This is a genomic window from Streptomyces sp. NBC_01446 (assembly GCF_026340095.1).
Lineage (GTDB): Bacteria > Actinomycetota > Actinomycetes > Streptomycetales > Streptomycetaceae > Streptomyces > Streptomyces aureus.
Window position 1 is genome coordinate 1,111,489 of sequence record NZ_JAPEPO010000003.1, and the last position, 18,090, is coordinate 1,129,578.

Below are 18,090 nucleotides of genomic sequence, written 5' to 3' on the forward strand. Positions count from 1 at the left end.
GGACGGCCTGGCCGACAGCGACGACGCGGCCGTGTTCACTCTCCGGCTGCTCGTCCGGCGCATCCAGCACCTGATCTGCGAGGTCAAGGAACTCACCCGCCGGGTCACCCGAGCCGTCACCACCCACCGCCCGCAGCTGCTGGAGATCGTGGGCATCGGGCCCGACAGCGCCGCAGCTCTCCTCATCGCCGCCGGCGACAACCTAGACAGGATCCACAGCGAGGCATCCTTCGCCGCTCTGTGCGGTGTCAGCCCAGTCGAACAGTCCTCCGGCAAGACCCAGCGCCGACGGCTCAACCGCGGAGGAAACCGGCAGGCCAACGCGGCTCTCTACCGCATCGTCATGACGCGCATACGCTGGGACGAACGAACCCGCACCTACCTGGAACGACGCACCAAGCAAGGCATGTCCAAGCGCGAGATCATGGGGTGTCTCAAACGCTACGTCGCCCGCGAGATCTACCGCCACATCCAGCCGAAGATGACCGTCTCTGATCTGTCCTCCACCGCTTGCCGAAACATAGGGGCATCTACGCCACCCACAACACCGCCGAGATCAAGACGTGGCTGGGCAAACACCCCTGCTTCCACGTCCACTTCACCCCGACAGGCTCCTCCCGGATGAACCAGGTCGAGCGATGGTTCGGCCTGCTGACCGACAAGCTCATCCGCCGCGGCGTCCACAGGTCCGTAAAAGCCCTGGAGGACGACATCACCGCGTGGATCGACACCTGGAACGAGAGCCCACGGCCCCTCACTTGGACCAAGACCGCCGACGAGATCCTCAACTCCCTCGCCGACTACCTCACCAAGGTCGGAACCGTCAGCCAGAAAACAGCGCAGAACTAACCATCAGCTTTTCTGGCGCATCACACTAGCTGGCCACTCTGAGCAGCGTCGCAGTTGGCTGGCCCGATGAACCCGCTGCTGGTCAGCAGTTGATTGGAGGGTTACCGGAAGCGACTCGGCAGAAGTCCGACCCGAGTCCGCCGTCGACGGTGCCAGCGTTCGGGCCGACGAAGATGGAGTCGCCGTCGGCGCCGCCGAGGATCCTGCCGTTCGCCGTGGTACCGGCGTTGGCCATGATGAAGTCGCCGCCGGCGCCGCCGTCGACGGTGCCGGCAACGATGCCGTTGATGACGATGTAGTCGCTCCCGCCCAAGCCGTTGACGCTATCACCCAAGGCAAGGGCGCCGCAGCTGATGTTGTCGGAGCCGGCAGTACCACTGACGGTCGTACCGGACACGGGACGGCCGTTGACCGTACATGAAGTCAGGGCTTGTGCAGGCGTCGCGGTCAGGGCGAGGGGAGCGGCCACGAGGGTGGCGGCGCAGAGCGTACGCATCGCGTGTCTGATCATGTAATGAGTGGCTCATGATGAGTTCATGATCGCAATGCTGCGCCGTCGGTGGCTCTACCGTTCGGGGCAGTTTGCCGCCCGGACGGGCCGCCGGGGCTGACGGTCAGATGATCGGGATTGCGGCTGGTGTCCGAGGCGTGAGTCCCCCGGGGCCCATCCCGCAGGTTAGTTCTGCGTGCTGGTGCCTACGGGGCTGTCCGGTAGCGGAGGTTGCCCGCCTGCGGGCCCTCCGCGCCACCGCGGGCTGAGCCGGATACCCGGGAAATGGCATGTTCTTCGCCCGCAGTGCGGCTGTCGTTGCGGGCGCGTGGTGTGTTGCCGGGCTCTCGTAGATGGGTGGCTGGCTGGAGGAACGTGCACTGCTGGGGTGTGGCCCGTTCACTTGTCGACCAGGCTCATGTGCATTTCGTTGTAGCGGTCGCCGTGGACGCCGACGAGGGCCGCCAACGCATCCAGGCCCGTCCGCTCGTCGGCGGACAGTGCGAGCTGTGTGGCGGCGGCGTTCTCCTCCACCCGGGCGATGCGGCGCGTGCCGGGGATCGGCACGATCGACGGGTGCTGGGCGAGCAGCCAGGCCAGGGCAACTTGTCCCGGGGTGGCGTTCTTCGTGTGGGCGAGCGTGGCGACGTGGTCGACCAGGGTCTGGTTGGCGGCGAGGTTGTCCTGCTTGAACCGTGGGATGGTCGTGCGGATGTCGCCTGCGGTGAATGCGGTCGTGGTGTCGACGGTGCCGGTGAGGAAGCCCTTGCCGAGCGGGCTGAACGGCACGAAGCCGATGCCGAGTTCGGCGAGGGTGGGAAGGACTTCGGGTTCGGGGTCGCGGGTCCACAGGGAGTACTCGCTCTGGACGGCGGTGACGGGGTGGACGGCGTGCGCCCTGCGGATCGTCGCTGCGCCGGCTTCTGACAGGCCGAAGTGTCGTACCTTGCCGGCCTGTACGAGCTCACCGACGGTCCCCGCGACATCCTCGATCGGGACGTCGGGGTCGACCCGGTGCTGGTAGAAGAGGTCGATCGTGTCCGTGCGCAGTCGGCGCAGCGAGGCGTCGGCGACGTGCTTGATCTGCTCCGGGCGGCTGTCGAGCCCGACAGACTTGCTGTTCTCGATGCGCCAGCCGAACTTGGTCGCGAAGACGACCTGGTCGCGTACCGAGGCGAGCGCCTCGCCCACGAGTTCCTCGTTGACGTAGGGGCCGTAGACCTCGGCGGTGTCGAAGAATGTGATGCCCCGGTCGACGGCGCCGCGGAGCACGCCGATCATGTCGTCGCGATCGCCGGGGTTGGGGCCGTAGCTCTGGGACATGCCCATGCAGCCCAGGCCGATCGCCGAGACCTCAAGGTCCTGACCGAGTGTGCGCGTGTGCATCGTGGTGCTCCTTGTGCGGTGGGCGGTGAACGAGAAGGCCTGCGGCCAAAGACGCTGTTCAGCCGCCGCTGCTGGCGCGGTCGGCGGCAGCGGCTGCCTCTTCGGTGGCCGCCCACGCGGCCAGCAGCTGCAGCGCGTCGTGGGCCGGGGTGGAGGGCGCGGCGGAATAGGCGGTCAGGGTCAGGCCCGGCTGCGCGGGCAGTTCCATCGCGTCGAAGTCGAGGGTGATCTCGCCGACGGTCGGATGGCGGAAGGACTTGCGGCCGGTGTGGTGCAGGCGCACGTTGCGCTTGGCCCAAGCGGTGCGGAACTCCGCGCTTCGGGTGACCAGTTCACCGATCAGCCCGGTCAGGTCACTGTCGCCAGGAGCCCGTCCGGCTTCCGTGCGCAGCAGGGACACAGTGGTGTTCACGGACTCCTCCCAGTCGGGGAAGAAGTCCCTGCCCGCAGGGTTCAGGAACTGGAAGCGGGCGATGTTGACCGTCTGAACGGTGTGATCGGCGAACAGGGGCGCGTACAGGGCGCGACCGAGGTGGTTGACGGCGAGGATGTCGAGGCGGCCGTTGCGGATGAAGGCCGGTGCGTCCGTCATGGAGTCCAGGACACGCAGCACACTGTCCGACAGGGCGCGGATGCGTTTGGTGCGGCGGGTGGGACGCTTGGCGACAGCGCGGGCCAGGTCGTACAGGTGGGCGCGCTCGGCGTCATCCAGCTGCAGGGCGTTCGCGACGCCGTCGAGGACCTCCTCGGAGGCCCCGGCGAGGTGGCCGCGTTCCAGGCGGACGTAGTAGTCGATGCTGACGCCGGCGAGCATCGCGACTTCCTCGCGGCGCAGCCCGGGCACGCGCCGGTTGCCGCCGTAGGCGGGCAGGCCGGCCTGCTGCGGGGTGATCTTGGCGCGGCGGGAGGCCAGGAATGCGCGGATGTCGCTCTCGGTGCTCACCATTCCAGGCTAGATCGGACGGCTTAGGGGTGGGGGGTCCTGTCAGTACCTGTAATGGCAGACCCTTCTCCAGCCTATTGGCCTGCGGTTTCCTGGATGACGGAAGCGGTCGGCACATGCCCACCACCTGCCTGAGCGGGAGCGTGGCGGCTACCGGACGACCGTCTGTGACACAGAGTGTTGCGGGCGGGTGGTCCCACACCGTGACCGCAACCGCAGTCGACCGGTCAAGAAGATCGCCGACGAGTGCCATGTACCCCGGCCCCGGGCCCTGACGTCCGTTGTGACTATCCGTTTGGAGCGCTCCACCCCCATGAGCAAGGTCTTCTTCATCACTGGTGCCGGACGCGGGCTCGGCGCGGACATCGCCCGCCAGGCCCTGGCCGCCGGTCACCAGGTGGTGGCCACCGGCCGCCGTCCCGAGCGGGTCGTTGAGGCGCTGGGCGGTGAGCAGGACAGCCTGCAGGCCACCGCCCTGGACATCACTGATCCTGCCGTCGCCCAGCGCGCGGTCGACGCAGCCGTCGACCGATTCGGGCGCATCGACGTTCTGATCAACAACGCCGCCAACTTCTACGCCGGGTTCTTCGAGGAACTGTCCGACGCGCAGGTGCGGGCGCAGATCGAGACGAACCTGTTCGGCCCGATGAACGTCACCCGCGCCGTCCTGCCCGTGATGCGCAGGCAGCGGTCCGGGCACATCATCACCCTCTCCTCCCTGGCAGGCGTGGTCGGTGTCGATTTCTGCGTCGCCTACTCGGCCGCCAAGTTCGGTGTCGAGGGCTTCATGGAGTCCCTGCAGCACGATGTCGCACCGTTCGGCATCCACACAACGATCGTCGAGCCTGGCTTCTTCCGCACCGAACTGCTGGTGGACGCCTCCACCACCTACGCGGAGGGATCCATCGACGATTACGCCGAGCGCACCGCCGCCACCAAGAAGGTGTGGGAATCCATGAACGGCCAGCAGACCGGTGACCCGGTCAAGCTCGCCGATGCTCTGCTCAAGGTCGCCGACCTGGAACAGCCCCCGCTGCGGTTCATCGCCGGCGACGACTGCCTTCAGGTCGTCGAGGCCAAGGCCACAGAACTCCTGGCCCAGGTCGACGCCTCCCGTCCGCTCGGCTCGGGCCTCGCATACACCGACGCCGTCTGATCCACCCCACACCCCTCGCACTCCCTAGGCCTAGGAGATTCACCATGGAATTCGTCAAGCAGCAGGACACCGTCAAGGCACCCGCCAACTGGTTCACCGGCGACGTCTGGTTCGACGTGATCTACGCCGGCAAGGAGCCGTCCCGGATGCGCGCCAACATGGTGCGCTTCTCCCCCGGTGCCCGCACCAACTGGCACTCCCACGTCGTGGGCCAGACCCTGCACGTCGTCTCCGGCATCGCCCTGATCGGCACCCGGGACGGCGCCGTCCTCGAAGCCCACCCCGGCGAGACGGTCACCTGCCCCCCGGATGAGGAGCACTGGCACGGTGCCACCCCCGGCCGCTTCATGGAGCACATCGCCATGTGGGAGGGCAAGGGCGACGGCAGCGAGGAAACCACCTGGAACGAACCCGTCACCGACGAGCAGTACAACCGCCCCCGCAGCCGCTGACCGCACCAGCCACGCCTCCCCGCGCCGCAACACGGCGGGCCACCTTCCGGCCGTCACCCGACCACACGAGCCAGATGACCTCCCGACGAACACGCGCCGGCCGTCGGAGCCCACACCACCGACGCTGATAACCACGGTCCGCACCGTAAGCACACACCCCGGGGCCAGTGCCCGCGGACCCACGAGAGGAACCCTCGATGACTGCCCAGCCTCTGCAGATCGGCGGCGGACGCGCCACGATCGGTGGCTTCGCCCCGAAGCTCGCCGAACTCACCGACGACGTCCTGTTCAAGGACGTGTGGAACCGCACCGAGCTGGCCGCCCGCGACCGCAGCCTGATCACCGTCGCCGTCCTGATCGCCGGCGGCGACGCCGACCAGCTCCGCTTCCACCTCGGCCGCGCCAAGGAGAACGGCCTCACCGAGACCGAACTGATCGAGGCGATCACCCACCTTGCCTTCTACGCCGGCTGGCCCAAGGCCATGACCGCCATCACGGTCGCCAAGCAGGTCTTCACCACCTGAGCCCCGCGGGAAGAAGGTCTTGGCTCCGCCCAGCCACGGCGATTGCAGCGGCTTGACACTGTGAAAGGTCTCGGAAGATCCGAAAGTGCCAAGCCGCTACACGGCATCAGGTCCCATCGCACACCCTCACCGAGCCCGCCCGAGCCGAGCCCCGCCGCCTCGTGACCAGGAGACCCAAAGGGGATAGGAGACGCTCCCATGCAAAACAGCAGTCAGAAATGCCGTCCCTGACGGCACCTCGATGTGCGGGGGCAGCCCGGCTGCCCATGCGCCGCTCGGCGCGGCCCCGCTCAAGGCAACTGCAGGCGCGGCACTCACGCTCCCCGCCGTGGCGCCCGCCCCCACCTGGTACGCGGTCGGGGTGGTGACGCCGTGAGCCGGATCTCCTGGTGACTGGTTCCGCGGACGGCCTCGGACGCGCCGCAGCCGATTCGCTCCTGCCGCGGGCCACGAGGTAGTGGTACATGCCCGCAACCGGGAGCGGGCCGCCGGCCTCGACACGCTGGCCGGCCGTGGCGCACAGCTCGTGGTGGACGACTTCACGGATCGCGACGCGGTACGGCGCGTCGCCGCCGAACTGAACGACGCCCAGCCGCTGGACGCCGTCATCCACAACGCCGGCGTATGGAAGGCTGCACCTCGCAAAGCGCCGTTCATGGCGGGAGTTGAGGGCACGACGGGCGATGCCCGCGCAGCCAGATTGGACGTCTCGTGACCAGCGACACCAGCCGCGCTACGCACACGCCGTTCCGCCTCCTCGTCACCGGCGGTGGAACGGGTGGCCATACCTACCCGGCACTCACGGCCATCCGCGCGCTGCGGGACCGGCTCGCCGGTGAGGGCCGCGGTCTGGATGTGCTGTGGATCGGCACCGTGGAGGGGCTTGAGGCCCGGGTCGCTCCCGCCGAGGGCATCCCGTTCACCACGGTCGCTACGGGCAAGATCCGCCGTTCCTCGAACCCGCTCAAGATGCTCGGCCCCGCGAACGTCAAGGACATGGCCCGCGTCCCGCTCGGCGTCGCTCAAGCCCGCTCGAAAATCTCCGAGTTCAAGCCGGACGTCGTCCTTGCCACAGGCGGGTACGTCGCCGTTCCCGCCGGCCTTGCCGCCCGCCTGTGCCGCCGTCCTCTCGTGCTCCACGAGCAGACGGTGCGCCTGGGGTTGGCGAACCGCAAGCTCGCCGGCTCGGCAACGCGCATCGCGCTGTCGTCGGAGTCGTCCCTGGCACTGCTGCCCGAGGCCGTGCGCGCCACGGCCGTCGTCACGGGTAACCCCGTGCGGCCAGAGGTCCTCACGGGCAATGCGGACAAGGCCGTCGCCGCGCTGGGCCTCACCGGCTTCGACCGGCGCCTGCCCACCGTCTACGTCACCGGCGGTGCCCAAGGTGCGCAGCAGATCAACGACATGGTGCGTGACGCGCTGGGGTGGCTGCTGGAGCGCGCCAACGTGATGCACCAGTGCGGACCGGCCAACGTCGAGGGGCTGCGTGGGGCCGCGGCCAACCTGCCGGCCCACCTGGCCGGGCGGTACTACCTGACCGGGTTCGTCGGGCCGGAGCTGCCGGACGTGCTCGCACTGGCCGATGTCGTCGTGTCCCGCAGCGGGGCCGGAACCCTCGCGGAACTCACCGCGCTCGGCAAGCCGGCCGTATTCGTTCCGCTCGCCTCGTCGGCGGGCAACGAACAGGCCCACAACGCCCGGCATCTGGAGGAGGCCGGGGCGGCTGTCGCGCTGGTCGGTGAGGTCAGCGCGGACCGGCTCAGGGACGCGCTCGGTCCGCTGCTGACGGACCCGGCACGGCAGGCGGCCATGGCGCAGGCCGCCCGCGAGCACGGGCGGCCTGATGCGGCGGAGCGGCTCGTCGACGTGCTGCTGGACGCCGCGCGCTCCGCCGGATAGCAGTGCCCGGGTCAGGAGCTGCCGGTAGAGGCGGCCCGTGTCCAGTTGTCGCGCTCTCCCAGCCTGCCGTTGTCCCGGCTGTGGTGCGTCGCCGCGAGGGTCTCGTCCTGGGGGGCGGGGCGTGATGCGGTCAAGGCGCGGCAGAGTGTCGGAGATCAGCGGGCGCCCACACCGCATCACGCGTTCAACGATCCACATCAGAGGCACCCCGGTGTGCGGGATGTGCTGATCAGCTGGTCAGGGCGGGTTGACGGGGTTTCAGGTTCGTTCGTTCGGCCGTTGCCTGGTCGGCGTAGTGCTTGTCCTCGAACTCGAGCGGGCTGAGGTAGCCGAGCCGCTGCTGGATGCGCCGGGAATTATAGAACTCATCGAGGTACTCGAACAGCGCCAGGTTCGCCTCGGCCCTGGTGGCTAAGACGCGGCCGCGGATGCACTCCGTCTTGATGATCACCCACAGGTTCTCCGCGAGGGCGTTATCGTAACTGTCGCCGACCAAGCCCATGGATGCTTCAACTCCCGCTCGCAGACGTCGAGTTGCGAGGTTCACGGATGAGTGCTAAGCCGTGATCCGCGTGGTGGATCAGCTCGCCCGGTTCGACTTCCCGGCTCGCGAGCGCGTACTCGAGGGTGGTCAGAACCAGGTCGGCGTCCGCGCGGGCGGAGGTTTCCCAGGCGACCACCCGGCGGGAGAACGCATCCCGGATCGCCGAGAGCCACAAAGGCCCCTCACCGGTGGGGACCATGGTGAGGTCGGTGACCCACAGCCGGTTCGGCACCGGTGCGGTGAAGTCCCGCTCGACCAGGTCCGGGGCGAGGGTGGCCTTCGGGTCGCGGCGCGTGAAGCCCTTGCGCCGTGGACTGATGCCCGCGATGTCGGCCTCGCGCATCAGGCGTTCGACCCGCTTGCGGCCCACGTGGACGCCTTCGCGCTTGAGGACGACGTGCACGCGCGGCGAGCCGTAGATCCCGCCGAACTCTGCGTGGATCTCCTTGATCCGCTCGGTCAGCTTCGACGTCACGGCGGCGCCGTTCGCACGGTTCACGCTCAGCTCGGCGCCAGCGGTAATAGGTGGAGGAGGCGACGTGCAGTTCCCGGAGTACGGGCTCGACCTTCAGGATGGCGTGCTCGAAGAGGAGCGCGGTCACCTGGGCGGGTCGGGTCGAGCTGAGCCGCGAAAAGACCGAGGCCGTCCGCAGTATCTCGTTCGCGCGCTTGAGCTGGGTGTTCTCCTTGCGCAGCGCGGCGAGTTCGGCGCGTTCGTCGGTGGTGAGCCGGTCGTCGCGCTCGCCCGCGTCGGCCTCGGCCTGCCGGATCCAGCCGCGCAGGGCTTCCGGGTGCACGCCGAGGTCGGCGGCCAGTTTCTTGATCTGCGGCTTCGGGTCGGAGGTGCGGTACATCCGTACCGCACGCTCACGCAACTCCAGCGAGTACTTTCCGGCGGCATTGCGGGGTGACGCGACTTCGCCGTGTGCCCCTTTCCCACTCCGAGCGCCGCGCGCTGGTGGCCGCAGCGCTGTGTCGCGTGCGCCCCGGACCGGGACAACGTCGGTGACATGTACCCGACGCACTGGGTACGGTGTAGATCTTGTAGCGCAGCGATCGTTACGACTCGGGGGCGTGGACTGGGATGGCACATGATCCGGGCGGTTCACTGCCGCCAGTTCCTCCGCATTCCCCTCAGCTCCCGCCTCATGGTCCCTCGAGCGGCCACGGGCCGCCGCGTTGGGCGTGGTGGGTGGTCGGCATCCTGATCCCCGTAGTCGGCCTGGTCGTCACGGTGCTTACTCAGCAACGATCCGGCGCACCGCAGGCAGGACCTCCGTCGGGGCATACGTCGACCCCCGCTTCACCGGCCAGTACACCCGCCGCCCCGAGTGCGTCGGCGGAACAAGAAGCAGACACGGCCTCACCCTCGGCCGCCCCTTCGAGCGCAGGCGCCATCATTCTCAGATCGGGCGACTTCGCTCTCGAGCCGGGAAGCAGCGCGGACCTGGAGCACGGCACCGCCGGCAAGGCGGTAAAGAGCCCGGACATATCGTGGAGCGGGGACGACGACTTCGCCGCGTTGAACGGGCGGGTCGCCCACTCCTTGGAGGGGGCGACCCCCACACACTGCGCGGATCTCATCCGCGATTACGCCAGCGGAGCGGCGCGAATGGCCCCGGCCGGCTCATGGTTTTGCATGCCGACCAGCGCCGGGCATGTGGCGGGCCTGGAGTACCTCGGCCCGGGTGAGGGCGGTCGACGGCAGTTCCACTACATCGTGTGGGACATGGCCGCCCCCACCGGCTGAGCTGAGTCTGCCGCCGCACGGGCTCCGACTGCGATGCGCGGCAGGACTCTCACACGGATGCGGCTTCGGCCTGCTGGCTGTTCGTCTCCGGCTGCTGCTTCACGTGCTCGTTGACGCGTTTGCCGAGCAGAACGCACAGCAGGATGAGGCCGACGGTCGGCAGGATGTGGCCGAGCCCGGCGGTCAGTGGTACCGCCTCGGGAATGTGGTCCTCGTCGCGGCCATACACATGACCCTGATGTCAGCCGGTGGCCGGATACACCGTCAGGTCCTGGTCCCGACCGCCCTATTCGTTCATCAGGGTCAGGTATCCAGCGGAGTAGGTGCCGCGGTCCTTTCCGGTTGATGCGTCGAGGATGACGTTGCCATGCCCGGCGACTCCGCCGTAGACGGCTCCGTGCCAGGCCGTGGTCACTTGGGCACCTCGCGCGACGGATCGTCCGTGGTGAGCTTCCGCACCTTGTGCGTGTGGGCGTCCAGTGCGGCGAGGTAGCCGTCGACGCCGCACACGACGACCGAGCGCTGGTCGTAGACGCACTGACGGCCCGCAAAGGTGAAGTCGTCGGCACTGTCCTTCGTCATCCCGGCAGGACGCTTGGCCGTGGCGCTGTCGAGCAGGTCGAGCGTGTCGCGGTTTTCCTTGAACTCTTGGACCATGTCGGCCGAGAACAGGCCGGCGCCCACAGTTTCGATCTTCAGCCCATACAGGTTGCGGGGATCCTTCCAGCGCACAGATCCATCGTTGACGGACCGGCCCATAATCCTGATGCCTCCGTCATGAGCCGTCCAGAGCTCGGAGCCGATTTCCGCGCTCTCGGGGAGCTGTTCTCCGACGATCAGGCCGTCGGAGACCATCCGCGCCCCGAAACCGTCCTCCTGCCATGCGACGTGGTGGGTGGTGAGATTGACTCCGTAAGTGACCATGCTCCTGGGGTCGTCGTATACGTCGTCGAAATCGGGCGTCGCGCGAACGGTGACCACGGCATGGACCGCACGTTGATCTGGAACCAGCGCCATCTACTCCACGCCCTGCGCGAATTCGAACGGTTCTACGACGGCCATCAGCCACACCAGGGCATCGCGAACGTCGCTCCGCTACGCCCGCTGCCCGCGCCCATCGCCGATCCGGAGAAGATCGCCCACCTCGACATACGCCGACACGAACGCCTCGGCGGCACTCTGCACGAGTACCAACATGCGGCGTGACCTGCATGGATGGGGTTTCCGGCAAGCCCAGCGCTATGAGCACTACGTGCGATCTCTTGACGCACGTTCCAGCCCAGTGCGATCGCATCTCCGGCTCATTACCAGGGAGCACGGGCCGAGATGCAGCAAGGCAGTCGCCGTATGGCATAGAAGATGCCGTACTCGTGTCATGGCCGACGACGACACCGACTTCACCCCCGGCGACGGACCCAGCAGCGGGACCTCCGTCTCCCTCACCGCCGGCACCCTGCAGGCTATTCGCGAGCGAGTCGGCAAGCGCGGCGTATCCGCGTACCTGGAGAAGGCGGCACAACGCCAGATCGAGCGCGACAACCTGGACTCGCTGATTGTCGACTTCGCCCAGGCCAACGGCCCGGCCGATCCGGAGCCGTGGCCGCCAAGCGGGCCAAGCTCATCGGGACCGCCCCCTCTTCCGGCGCCTGGGCGGTCGCGTGATCGGCGCCCTCGTCCTCGACAGCGAGAGCCTGGCCAAGGCCGGTCAGCGCGACCGCGAGGTCCACGTGTGGCTCACCGCCGCCCACGCCCGCATCACGGCAGAGAAGGTCTGGCTTCGCCACCGCATATCGGCCTCCCACCCCGACCTGCCCAACACCAAGTGCCTGGTCAGGGCCGACGATCAACCGGTGGCTGTCTGTACGAGAGGTGCCGCCTGGGCGTTCGGCCGATGCTTCGGGGTGTAGGCCCAGGGGCGGAGTTGTTCCAGGGCCTTGCCGATGCGGAAGACGGTCGGGTCGTCGTAGGTGTGGCCGACGATCTGGACGCCTGTCGGCAGGCCCCAACTGGAGTGGCCGCTGGGCACGTTGAGGACGGGGCAGCGGTTGCTGATGTTGAAGGGCAGGGTCATCGCCGCCCACAACGGCTCCCCGTGGTCCTGACCGTTCACCACCAGACGCCCCAGGAGATCGTCTCCGGCGGGCAGTCCCGGAACGGCCGTGGTCGGGCAGATCAGGGCGTCGAAGGGGGCTATCGCCTCAGCCAGTTCGCGCTGCAGCCGGGTCTCGACGCGCAGGCCGTCGAGGTAGGTGACCTGCTCACGGGCGACGGCCATGGTGTCGGCGAAGGCAGCCGCGTACTGCGACATCTGGTCGCGGTGCTCGGCTTCGATCTCGCGGACGAGCGCGCCGAAGATGGTGGAGAAGTGTCCCGCGACACTGATGAGGAGGTCGTCCTTGCTCCACGGGAGTTCGATCTCCTCGACGATCGCGCCCGCGTCGGTGAGGGCGCGGGTGACGGCGCGGGTGTTGGCCTCGATCTCCGGATGGACGTCGTAGGCGCCCAGGCGGAGGCACAGGGCGATGCGCATCCCCGCGACCGCGTCGTACTCGGCCGGCAGGATGAGCTTAGGGCGCAGCGACACGTGGTCGCGCGGGTCGGGGCCGGCCAGGACGTTGGCGAAGGCGACGCAGTCGTCGACGGTGCGTGCCATGGGGCCGTCGCCGCGGTAGTGGTCGGCGGACAGCGGTGCCACACCGGGAATCCGGCCGTAGGGGGCCTTGTAGCCGACGGTGCCGGTGAAGGCGGCGGGAATGCGGGTCGAGCCGCCGATGTCGGACGCGGAGGCGAGCAGCGCAGTACCGGCCGCGAGGGCGGCGCCGGCGCCGCCGGACGAGCCGCCGGGGGTGAAGTCGGGGTTCCACGGATTGCGGGTGACGCCCCACAGACGGCTGTGGGTGAAGGTGGCGATGGAGAACTCGGGGGTGGCGGTGCGAGCGTGGATGATGCCGCCTGCGTCCAGGATCCGGTCGATCACCGGGGCGTTCTCGGTCGCTGTGTTCCCGACGTTGACGAGCGAGCCCTCGGTGAGGGAGCGCCCGGCGATGGCGTGCTTCTCCTTGGTGGCGACCGGGATGCCTTCCAGCGGGCGCGGCGTCAGTCCGTGCTTGCCGAGGAAGCGGTCCTCGGCGTGCCGGGCCTGTTCGAGTGCCTCGTCGAAGAGCTGCTCGGTGAAGGCGTTGACCACCGGTTCGGTCTGTTCCGCGCGGTGGATGACCGCGCGCATCAGCTCCACCGGGGAGAGTTCGCGGGCGTCGAAGAGTCGTCGGGCCTCGGTGGCGCTGAGGTAGGCGAGATCGAGATCGGTGCTGAAGCCATTCGAGTTCATGCGGACGTCCTTTTGGGGTGAGGGAAGGGAGGGGTGACAGTTGGCCTCGTGGCGGTGGCTGCCAGCGTCAGCCGATCAGCCGTTTGAGTGCGGTGTTGATCCAGGCCGTCGCCTCCCCGGCTGCAGGGCTGAGGTGGCCCATGCCGAAAAAGCCGTGGACGAGGCCGTCGAACCGCCGGTGTTCGACGCGTACGCCGGAGCCCTGCAGCGCTTCGGCGTATGCGTCTCCTTCATCGCGCAGGGGGTCGTACTCCGCGGTGGCCACGACGGCCGGAGCGAGCTCGGCCAGATCCTTCGCCCGCAGGGGTGCGACCCGCGGGTCGGCACCGAATGCGGCGGAGGCGGGATCGGAGCGGCCGACTCCGATGTACTGCTCGAAGAACCAGTGCAGTTCCGTGGTGGTGAGGAAGTAGCCTTCGCCGTTCTCGACCCGCGACGGGTACGCGCCGGCCATGTCCGTGCTGGGGTAGACGAGCAGTTGGGCGGCCAGCTCCAGCCCGTCGGCGTGGGCCTGCTGGGCGCACACGGCGGACAGCGTCGCCCCCGCACTGTCGCCGCCGACGACCAGCCGGGCAGGGTCGCCGCCGAACGCGTCCACGTGCCGTGTGACCCAGGTCAGGGCGGTGTACGCGTCCTCGACCGCGGCGGGGAAACGATGCTCGGGCGCCAGCCGGTAGTCGACGCTCACCACGACGGCGTCGAGGTCGCGGCACAGGGTCCGGGCGTGCACATCGTGTGTGTCGAGGTCGCCGGCCACCCAGCCGCCGCCGTGCAGGTACACCACCGTCGGCACGGGCGTCGCGGTGTGCGGCCGGTAGACACGGGCCGGGAGGGAACCCGCCAGCGCGGTGGAGGTCACCGTCGCGACCTCGGGCCTCGTGGACGGGCCGCGCTGGCCTACGGTCAGCGCCCGCAGCAGGGCTCTGGCGCGTGCCGCGTCAAGCTTCCCTCCGCCAGGAGCGTCGAGTCCGGGAGCGTCGGGTCCGGGAACGTCGAGTTGCTGGAGGCTTCGCAAGAACGCGGCGATGTCCGGGTCAAGGGGCACGTCACTTCTCCTGTCGGTCGCGGGCACGGCCGTCCTCGGTGCACAACCAGTGGGCGGCCGCCGCGAGCAGCGCCGTCACGCCGGTGTGGATCGTGGGTTCGGGTACGGGGGCGAAGTACGGGGAGTGGTTGGCCGGGATCGTGTCGGGCAGGCCGTCCGTCAGCAGGGTGTCGGGGGCGATGTGCTGGAAGAGGGCCGGGTCGGCGCCGCCGAAGTGCCAGAAGACCGAGGGGACACCGAGGGCCGTGCCGAAGGTGCCGAAGTCCTCGCTGCCGGTGAGGGGTTCGGGCAGGGTGAACACCCGCTCCCTGCCCAGGACTTCGGCGATCGCGGTCAGTACGGTGCCGGTGGCCGCGGCGTCGTTGACGGTGACCGGGAAAGGGTTGAATCCGGTGATCTCGGGTTCCTTGGGGGCACCGGAGGCGGCGGCCTCGGCGCGGACGATCCGTTCGACGGCCGCCAGGACCCGCTCCCGTACCGCGGGCGTCGTGGAGCGGATGTTGATCCGCAGGTCGGCAGTGTCGGGGATGATGTTCTCCTTGGTGCCCGCGTGCAGCGAGCCGACGGTCACCACGGCGGTCTGCGTCGCCCCCACCTCCCGGGAGACGACCGTCTGCAGCCGCATGACGACTGCGGCGGCCATGACGATCGGATCGACGGTGGTCTCGGGCGTGGACCCGTGTCCGCCACGGCCGAAGAGGCGGACCCGCAGACTGTCGGAGGCGGCCATCACCGGCCCGGGGCGGGTGCCGACGAGGCCGGCGGGGGCCGGGGACACATGCTGGCCGAGGCAGACGTCGGCGCGCGGGAAGCGCTCCAGGAAGCCGTCCTCGATCATGGCCGGTGCCCCGCCGACCTCCTCCGCCGGCTGGAACACGGCGACGACCGTGCCGCGCCATTCCCCACGGGCGGAGGCGAGTTGGGCGGTCGCGCCGAGCAGGCAGGTGACGTGCATGTCGTGGCCGCAGGCGTGCATGACGGGAACCTTGGTGCCCTCGCCGTCGACGGCCGTCTCCTGGGAGGCATACGGCAGTTCCGTCCGCTCCTGGATCGGGAGCCCGTCCATGTCGGCGCGGAGCAGGACCACCGGGCCCTCGCCGTTGGCCAGAACCCCAACGACGCCGGTGCCGCCGACGCCCTCGGTGACCTCCCAGCGCTGCTTTCGCAGCCGGTCGGCGACGACTCCGGCCGTACGGAACTCCTGGAAGGACAGCTCCGGGTGGGCGTGCAGGTCCTCGTAGAGGGCGCGCAGGCCGGGCAGCCGGTCCGGGAAGCCGGACAGCAGGCGCGCGGCGGAGGCGGCGGTCATGAATGCTCCTTTGCGGGCGTGGGCAGGTCGGACGCGCCGGTGGCGGTCCGGAAAGAGGCGGCATCCTGTGGGGTGAGGAGTGCCGTCACGATGGCGATGGCCGCGCCGAGCACCAGGGAGGCGAAGGCCACCTTGAAGGAGAAGGCGTCGGCGAGCACACCGATGACGGGCGGGGGGCGACCATGCCGGCCACCTGGCCGCCGAAGACGATCGCTCCGCTGCCTACGCCGACGTCCTCGGGCGCGAGGCCGCCCAGCGGCACGGCGAGGATCGGCATGTAGCAGAGGGAGACGGCGATCGAGGCGAGCGTGCCGAAGACCACGAAACCGGTGAGCGTCGGCGCGAAGGCCATGAAGATCAGCGTGACGGAGGCCACCGTCATGCTGGGCACGATCACCTTGCGGTGGTGGCCGCCCAGCCGGTCCGCGAGCCGGCCGCCGACGACGATCGCGCCGGTCGCGGCGAGGGCCGGGATCGCCACGAGCGCTCCGGCCGACGCGAGCGAGACGCCGTACTCCTCGCTGACGTAGGACGGGATCCAGGTGTTGAGACCCCACACGATCAGGCTGTAGCCGAACATCATGGTGCTGAAGCGCCAGATCACGCCCTTGCCCAGGACTCCCCCGGCGCCCCGCCGGGCGACGCGGGTCTCCGGCTCCACCAACGGCAGCGGCGCGGGGAGCCACACCCGTATCGCCACCAGGACGAAGACGCCGAGGGCAGCCGTCGAGAAGAACGCCGAGCGCCATCCGAAAGCGGCGATCAGAGGCGCGACGAGGAGCGGGGTGAGCACGCCCGCGAGGGCGTTCGAGCTCATGATCACACCGTTGGCGCCCATCCGCTCAGCCGGTGTGGTCCGCTCGACGAGGACCTTCATCGAGGCGGGCGGGAAGATGCCTTCGGCAGCGCCGAACGCGAACCGCATGAGCAGCAGGACGGCGAACGACCAGGCGAATCCGGTCAGCGCGGTGAACACGGACCAGCACAGCAGGGCCCAGAGCATGACCCGCGGGGCGCCGTGCCGGTCGGCAAGCAGCCCGCCGGGTATCTGGCACAGGGCGTAGGCGAGGAAGAACGCCGAGACGATCAGGCCCTGTTGCCCGCGGCCCACGTCGAACTCGGCGCCGATGGAGGGCAGGGCCAGGTTGATGACGAGCCGGTCGGCGTAGTCGACCAGCCAGGCGGTGAACAACAGCACGATCGTGATCCGGACGGTTCTGCGGACGGGCTGAGGGGGCGGAGCAGACACGCGGCACTCCTTCGACTCCGGGCGGCCGAAGCCGGGGTTGGGCATTGGCCGGAAGTGCCCCTACGATCCGGTCCGTGACAGGAATCCCTGGAGAATTGCAGGAAAACATCTCGGGAGGAGCCACAGTCCCTGATTCCCGCGGGACCGGCGGGGCTGCTCCGTTCTCCGAGTTGGACCTGGCCCTCGTCGACGCGCTCCAGGCCGCTCCCCGGGCACCGTGGTCCCGGATCGGCCGGGCCCTCGGCGTGGACGCGACCACGGCGGCCCGCCGCTGGGAACGGCTGCGCGCGGGCGGTCTGGCCTGGGTCAGCGCGTACGACTCCGCGAAGGCGACGACCGTCGCCTACGTCGAGGTCAGGTGCCGGCCCCGGGCCGTGGAATCCGCCGGCGCCGCCCTGACCGACATGCCCTGGGTCTTCAGCGTCGACGAGACGGCCGGCGAATTCGATCTCCTGGCGTCGGTCGTCGCTGCCGACCTGCCCTCCCTCGGCCGCTCGGTGCACAGCCTGATCGGCGGCCTGAGAGGCGTACGGTCCACCCGCACACGCCTCGGCATCACCCTGTACAGCGAAGGCGGCGACTGGCGCATGCGGGCCATGGAACCGTCCGGCGACGCGGAGCTCTCCGCTCCGCGCACCTCGCACCCGACTCCGTACAGCGCCCATATGCACCACCGGCCCCCGCCCGAGGACCAGGCCCTCCTGGAAGCCCTCGGCCGTGACGGACGCCTCGGCTACACCGACCTGGGCACCGCGACCGGCATGAGCGAACACACCGCCCGACGCCGACTCCAGCGGATGATCCGGGACAGGGACATCACCTTCCGTTGCGACCTGGCCCACCCCCTCGCCGGGCTCTCGACGGTCGTGCTCTACCGCACCGCGGTCCCCCACACCCACCTCGAGGCCACGGGCAACGCACTGGCTCGTAGGGAAGAGGTGCGCCTGGCCGTGTCCGTCAGCGGCTCCGACAACCTCCTCGTCATGGTCTGGCTGCGCGGCCTGCACGCCATCGACCCCTTCGAAGCGCACCTCGCGGAACGCTTCCCGCACCTGAAGGTCAGCGACCGCACCGTCTTCCTCCACACCCGCAAACGCATGGGCCGCCTCCTCGACACCACCGGCCGCGCCATCGGGCACGTCCCCTTCTCCCTGCCGCAGGTCTGA

22 protein-coding genes and 3 pseudogenes are annotated in these 18,090 nt (G+C 69.3%); 11 read left to right on the plus strand and 14 right to left on the minus strand.

The genetic code is table 11. The annotated features are described in order from the left end of the window. Window positions 1-148 precede the first annotated feature (148 nt). Window positions 149-625, plus strand: a complete 477-nt coding sequence (locus tag OG456_RS49820; protein WP_266571813.1) for a transposase — start codon at window positions 149-151, stop codon at window positions 623-625. Then, window positions 532-849, plus strand: a pseudogene (locus tag OG456_RS49825) (IS630 family transposase); the annotation flags it as partial. The gene OG456_RS49820 and the pseudogene OG456_RS49825, both read left to right, overlap by 94 nt. An 82-nt stretch (window positions 850-931) precedes the next feature. Here OG456_RS49825 and OG456_RS49830 read toward each other — a convergent pair. The 3 genes from OG456_RS49830 to OG456_RS49840 form a co-directional block, all read right to left on the minus strand. Further along, a complete protein-coding gene (locus tag OG456_RS49830) occupies window positions 932-1,246 on the minus strand; it encodes a hypothetical protein (protein WP_266571719.1) in 315 nt (104 codons plus the stop codon). Window positions 1,247-1,738: 492 nt separating this feature from the next. Continuing rightward, complete coding sequence (locus OG456_RS49835) at window positions 1,739-2,725, minus strand: aldo/keto reductase (RefSeq protein ID WP_266571720.1); 987 nt, start codon at window positions 2,723-2,725, stop codon at window positions 1,739-1,741. A gap of 58 nt (window positions 2,726-2,783) precedes the next feature. Next, on the minus strand, window positions 2,784-3,668 hold the full coding sequence (locus OG456_RS49840) for a helix-turn-helix transcriptional regulator (protein ID WP_266571721.1): 885 nt from the start codon (window positions 3,666-3,668) through the stop codon (window positions 2,784-2,786). A gap of 313 nt (window positions 3,669-3,981) precedes the next feature. Here OG456_RS49840 and OG456_RS49845 point away from each other — a divergent pair, with 313 nt between their 5' ends. The 5 genes from OG456_RS49845 to OG456_RS49865 all read left to right on the plus strand — a co-directional run bounded on the left by OG456_RS49845 (window position 3,982) and on the right by OG456_RS49865 (window position 7,699). Further along, the gene (locus tag OG456_RS49845; RefSeq protein ID WP_266571722.1) at window positions 3,982-4,824 is read left to right on the plus strand and encodes an SDR family NAD(P)-dependent oxidoreductase; all 843 of its coding nucleotides are present in this window, start codon (window positions 3,982-3,984) and stop codon (window positions 4,822-4,824) included. A 44-nt stretch (window positions 4,825-4,868) separates the two neighbouring features. After that, complete coding sequence (locus OG456_RS49850) at window positions 4,869-5,276, plus strand: cupin domain-containing protein (protein ID WP_266571723.1); 408 nt, start codon at window positions 4,869-4,871, stop codon at window positions 5,274-5,276. 197 nt (window positions 5,277-5,473) lie between these two features. Then, a complete protein-coding gene (locus OG456_RS49855; protein ID WP_266571724.1) occupies window positions 5,474-5,800 on the plus strand; it encodes a carboxymuconolactone decarboxylase family protein in 327 nt (108 codons plus the stop codon). Between the two features lie 457 nt (window positions 5,801-6,257). Further along, window positions 6,258-6,515 (plus strand): hypothetical protein, encoded by a 258-nt coding sequence (locus OG456_RS49860; protein WP_266571725.1) that lies wholly within the window; start codon window positions 6,258-6,260, stop codon window positions 6,513-6,515. Continuing rightward, complete coding sequence (locus OG456_RS49865; RefSeq protein ID WP_266571726.1) at window positions 6,512-7,699, plus strand: glycosyltransferase; 1,188 nt, start codon at window positions 6,512-6,514, stop codon at window positions 7,697-7,699. The genes OG456_RS49860 and OG456_RS49865 overlap by 4 nt, the downstream gene beginning before the upstream one ends. A gap of 11 nt (window positions 7,700-7,710) precedes the next feature. Here OG456_RS49865 and OG456_RS49870 read toward each other — a convergent pair whose 3' ends face one another. The 7 genes and pseudogenes from OG456_RS49870 to OG456_RS49900 form a co-directional block, all read right to left on the minus strand. Further along, entirely contained in the window at window positions 7,711-7,833 is a 123-nt protein-coding gene (locus tag OG456_RS49870) for a hypothetical protein (protein ID WP_266571727.1), read from the minus strand. Window positions 7,834-7,928: 95 nt separating this feature from the next. Further along, complete coding sequence (locus OG456_RS49875; protein WP_266571728.1) at window positions 7,929-8,201, minus strand: IS3 family transposase; 273 nt, start codon at window positions 8,199-8,201, stop codon at window positions 7,929-7,931. A gap of 7 nt (window positions 8,202-8,208) precedes the next feature. Next, window positions 8,209-8,742, minus strand: coding sequence for an IS3 family transposase (locus OG456_RS49880; RefSeq protein ID WP_266571729.1), 534 nt, complete (start codon window positions 8,740-8,742; stop codon window positions 8,209-8,211). Between the two features lie 220 nt (window positions 8,743-8,962). Further along, window positions 8,963-9,097, minus strand: a pseudogene (locus OG456_RS51035) (transposase); the annotation flags it as partial. Window positions 9,098-10,042: 945 nt separating this feature from the next. After that, window positions 10,043-10,222, minus strand: a complete 180-nt coding sequence (locus tag OG456_RS49890) for a hypothetical protein (RefSeq protein ID WP_266571731.1) — start codon at window positions 10,220-10,222, stop codon at window positions 10,043-10,045. A gap of 57 nt (window positions 10,223-10,279) precedes the next feature. Beyond that, on the minus strand, window positions 10,280-10,408 hold the full coding sequence (locus OG456_RS49895; protein ID WP_266571732.1) for a hypothetical protein: 129 nt from the start codon (window positions 10,406-10,408) through the stop codon (window positions 10,280-10,282). Further along, a complete protein-coding gene (locus OG456_RS49900) occupies window positions 10,405-11,010 on the minus strand; it encodes a hypothetical protein (RefSeq protein WP_266571733.1) in 606 nt (201 codons plus the stop codon). Before OG456_RS49900 ends, OG456_RS49895 begins: the two co-directional genes overlap by 4 nt. On the opposite strand from OG456_RS49900, the gene OG456_RS49905 reads away from it, so the two are divergent. From OG456_RS49905 to OG456_RS49915, 3 genes and pseudogenes are all read left to right on the plus strand, one after another. Then, window positions 10,978-11,199, plus strand: coding sequence for an integrase (locus OG456_RS49905; RefSeq protein WP_266571734.1), 222 nt, complete (start codon window positions 10,978-10,980; stop codon window positions 11,197-11,199). The two genes, OG456_RS49900 and OG456_RS49905, sit on opposite strands and share 33 nt — an antisense overlap. 169 nt (window positions 11,200-11,368) lie before the next feature. Next, window positions 11,369-11,655, plus strand: a pseudogene (locus OG456_RS49910) (hypothetical protein). Next, the gene (locus OG456_RS49915; RefSeq protein WP_266571735.1) at window positions 11,652-11,900 is read left to right on the plus strand and encodes a hypothetical protein; all 249 of its coding nucleotides are present in this window, start codon (window positions 11,652-11,654) and stop codon (window positions 11,898-11,900) included. Before OG456_RS49910 ends, OG456_RS49915 begins: the two are co-directional and overlap by 4 nt. Here OG456_RS49915 and OG456_RS49920 read toward each other — a convergent pair. From OG456_RS49920 to OG456_RS49935, 4 genes are all read right to left on the minus strand, one after another. Further along, window positions 11,837-13,321, minus strand: a complete 1,485-nt coding sequence (locus OG456_RS49920) for an amidase (protein WP_266571736.1) — start codon at window positions 13,319-13,321, stop codon at window positions 11,837-11,839. The two genes, OG456_RS49915 and OG456_RS49920, sit on opposite strands and share 64 nt — an antisense overlap. A gap of 67 nt (window positions 13,322-13,388) precedes the next feature. After that, window positions 13,389-14,366 (minus strand): alpha/beta hydrolase, encoded by a 978-nt coding sequence (locus tag OG456_RS49925; RefSeq protein ID WP_266571737.1) that lies wholly within the window; start codon window positions 14,364-14,366, stop codon window positions 13,389-13,391. 1 nt (window position 14,367) lies between these two features. Continuing rightward, entirely contained in the window at window positions 14,368-15,675 is a 1,308-nt protein-coding gene (locus OG456_RS49930; protein WP_266571738.1) for an amidohydrolase, read from the minus strand. Between the two features lie 85 nt (window positions 15,676-15,760). Further along, window positions 15,761-16,924: an MFS transporter gene (locus tag OG456_RS49935; protein ID WP_266571739.1), complete on the minus strand. Its 1,164-nt coding sequence runs from the start codon at window positions 16,922-16,924 to the stop codon at window positions 15,761-15,763. 74 nt (window positions 16,925-16,998) lie between these two features. Between OG456_RS49935 and OG456_RS49940 the strand changes: the two genes are divergently transcribed. Beyond that, a complete protein-coding gene (locus OG456_RS49940; protein WP_266571740.1) occupies window positions 16,999-18,090 on the plus strand; it encodes an Lrp/AsnC family transcriptional regulator in 1,092 nt (363 codons plus the stop codon).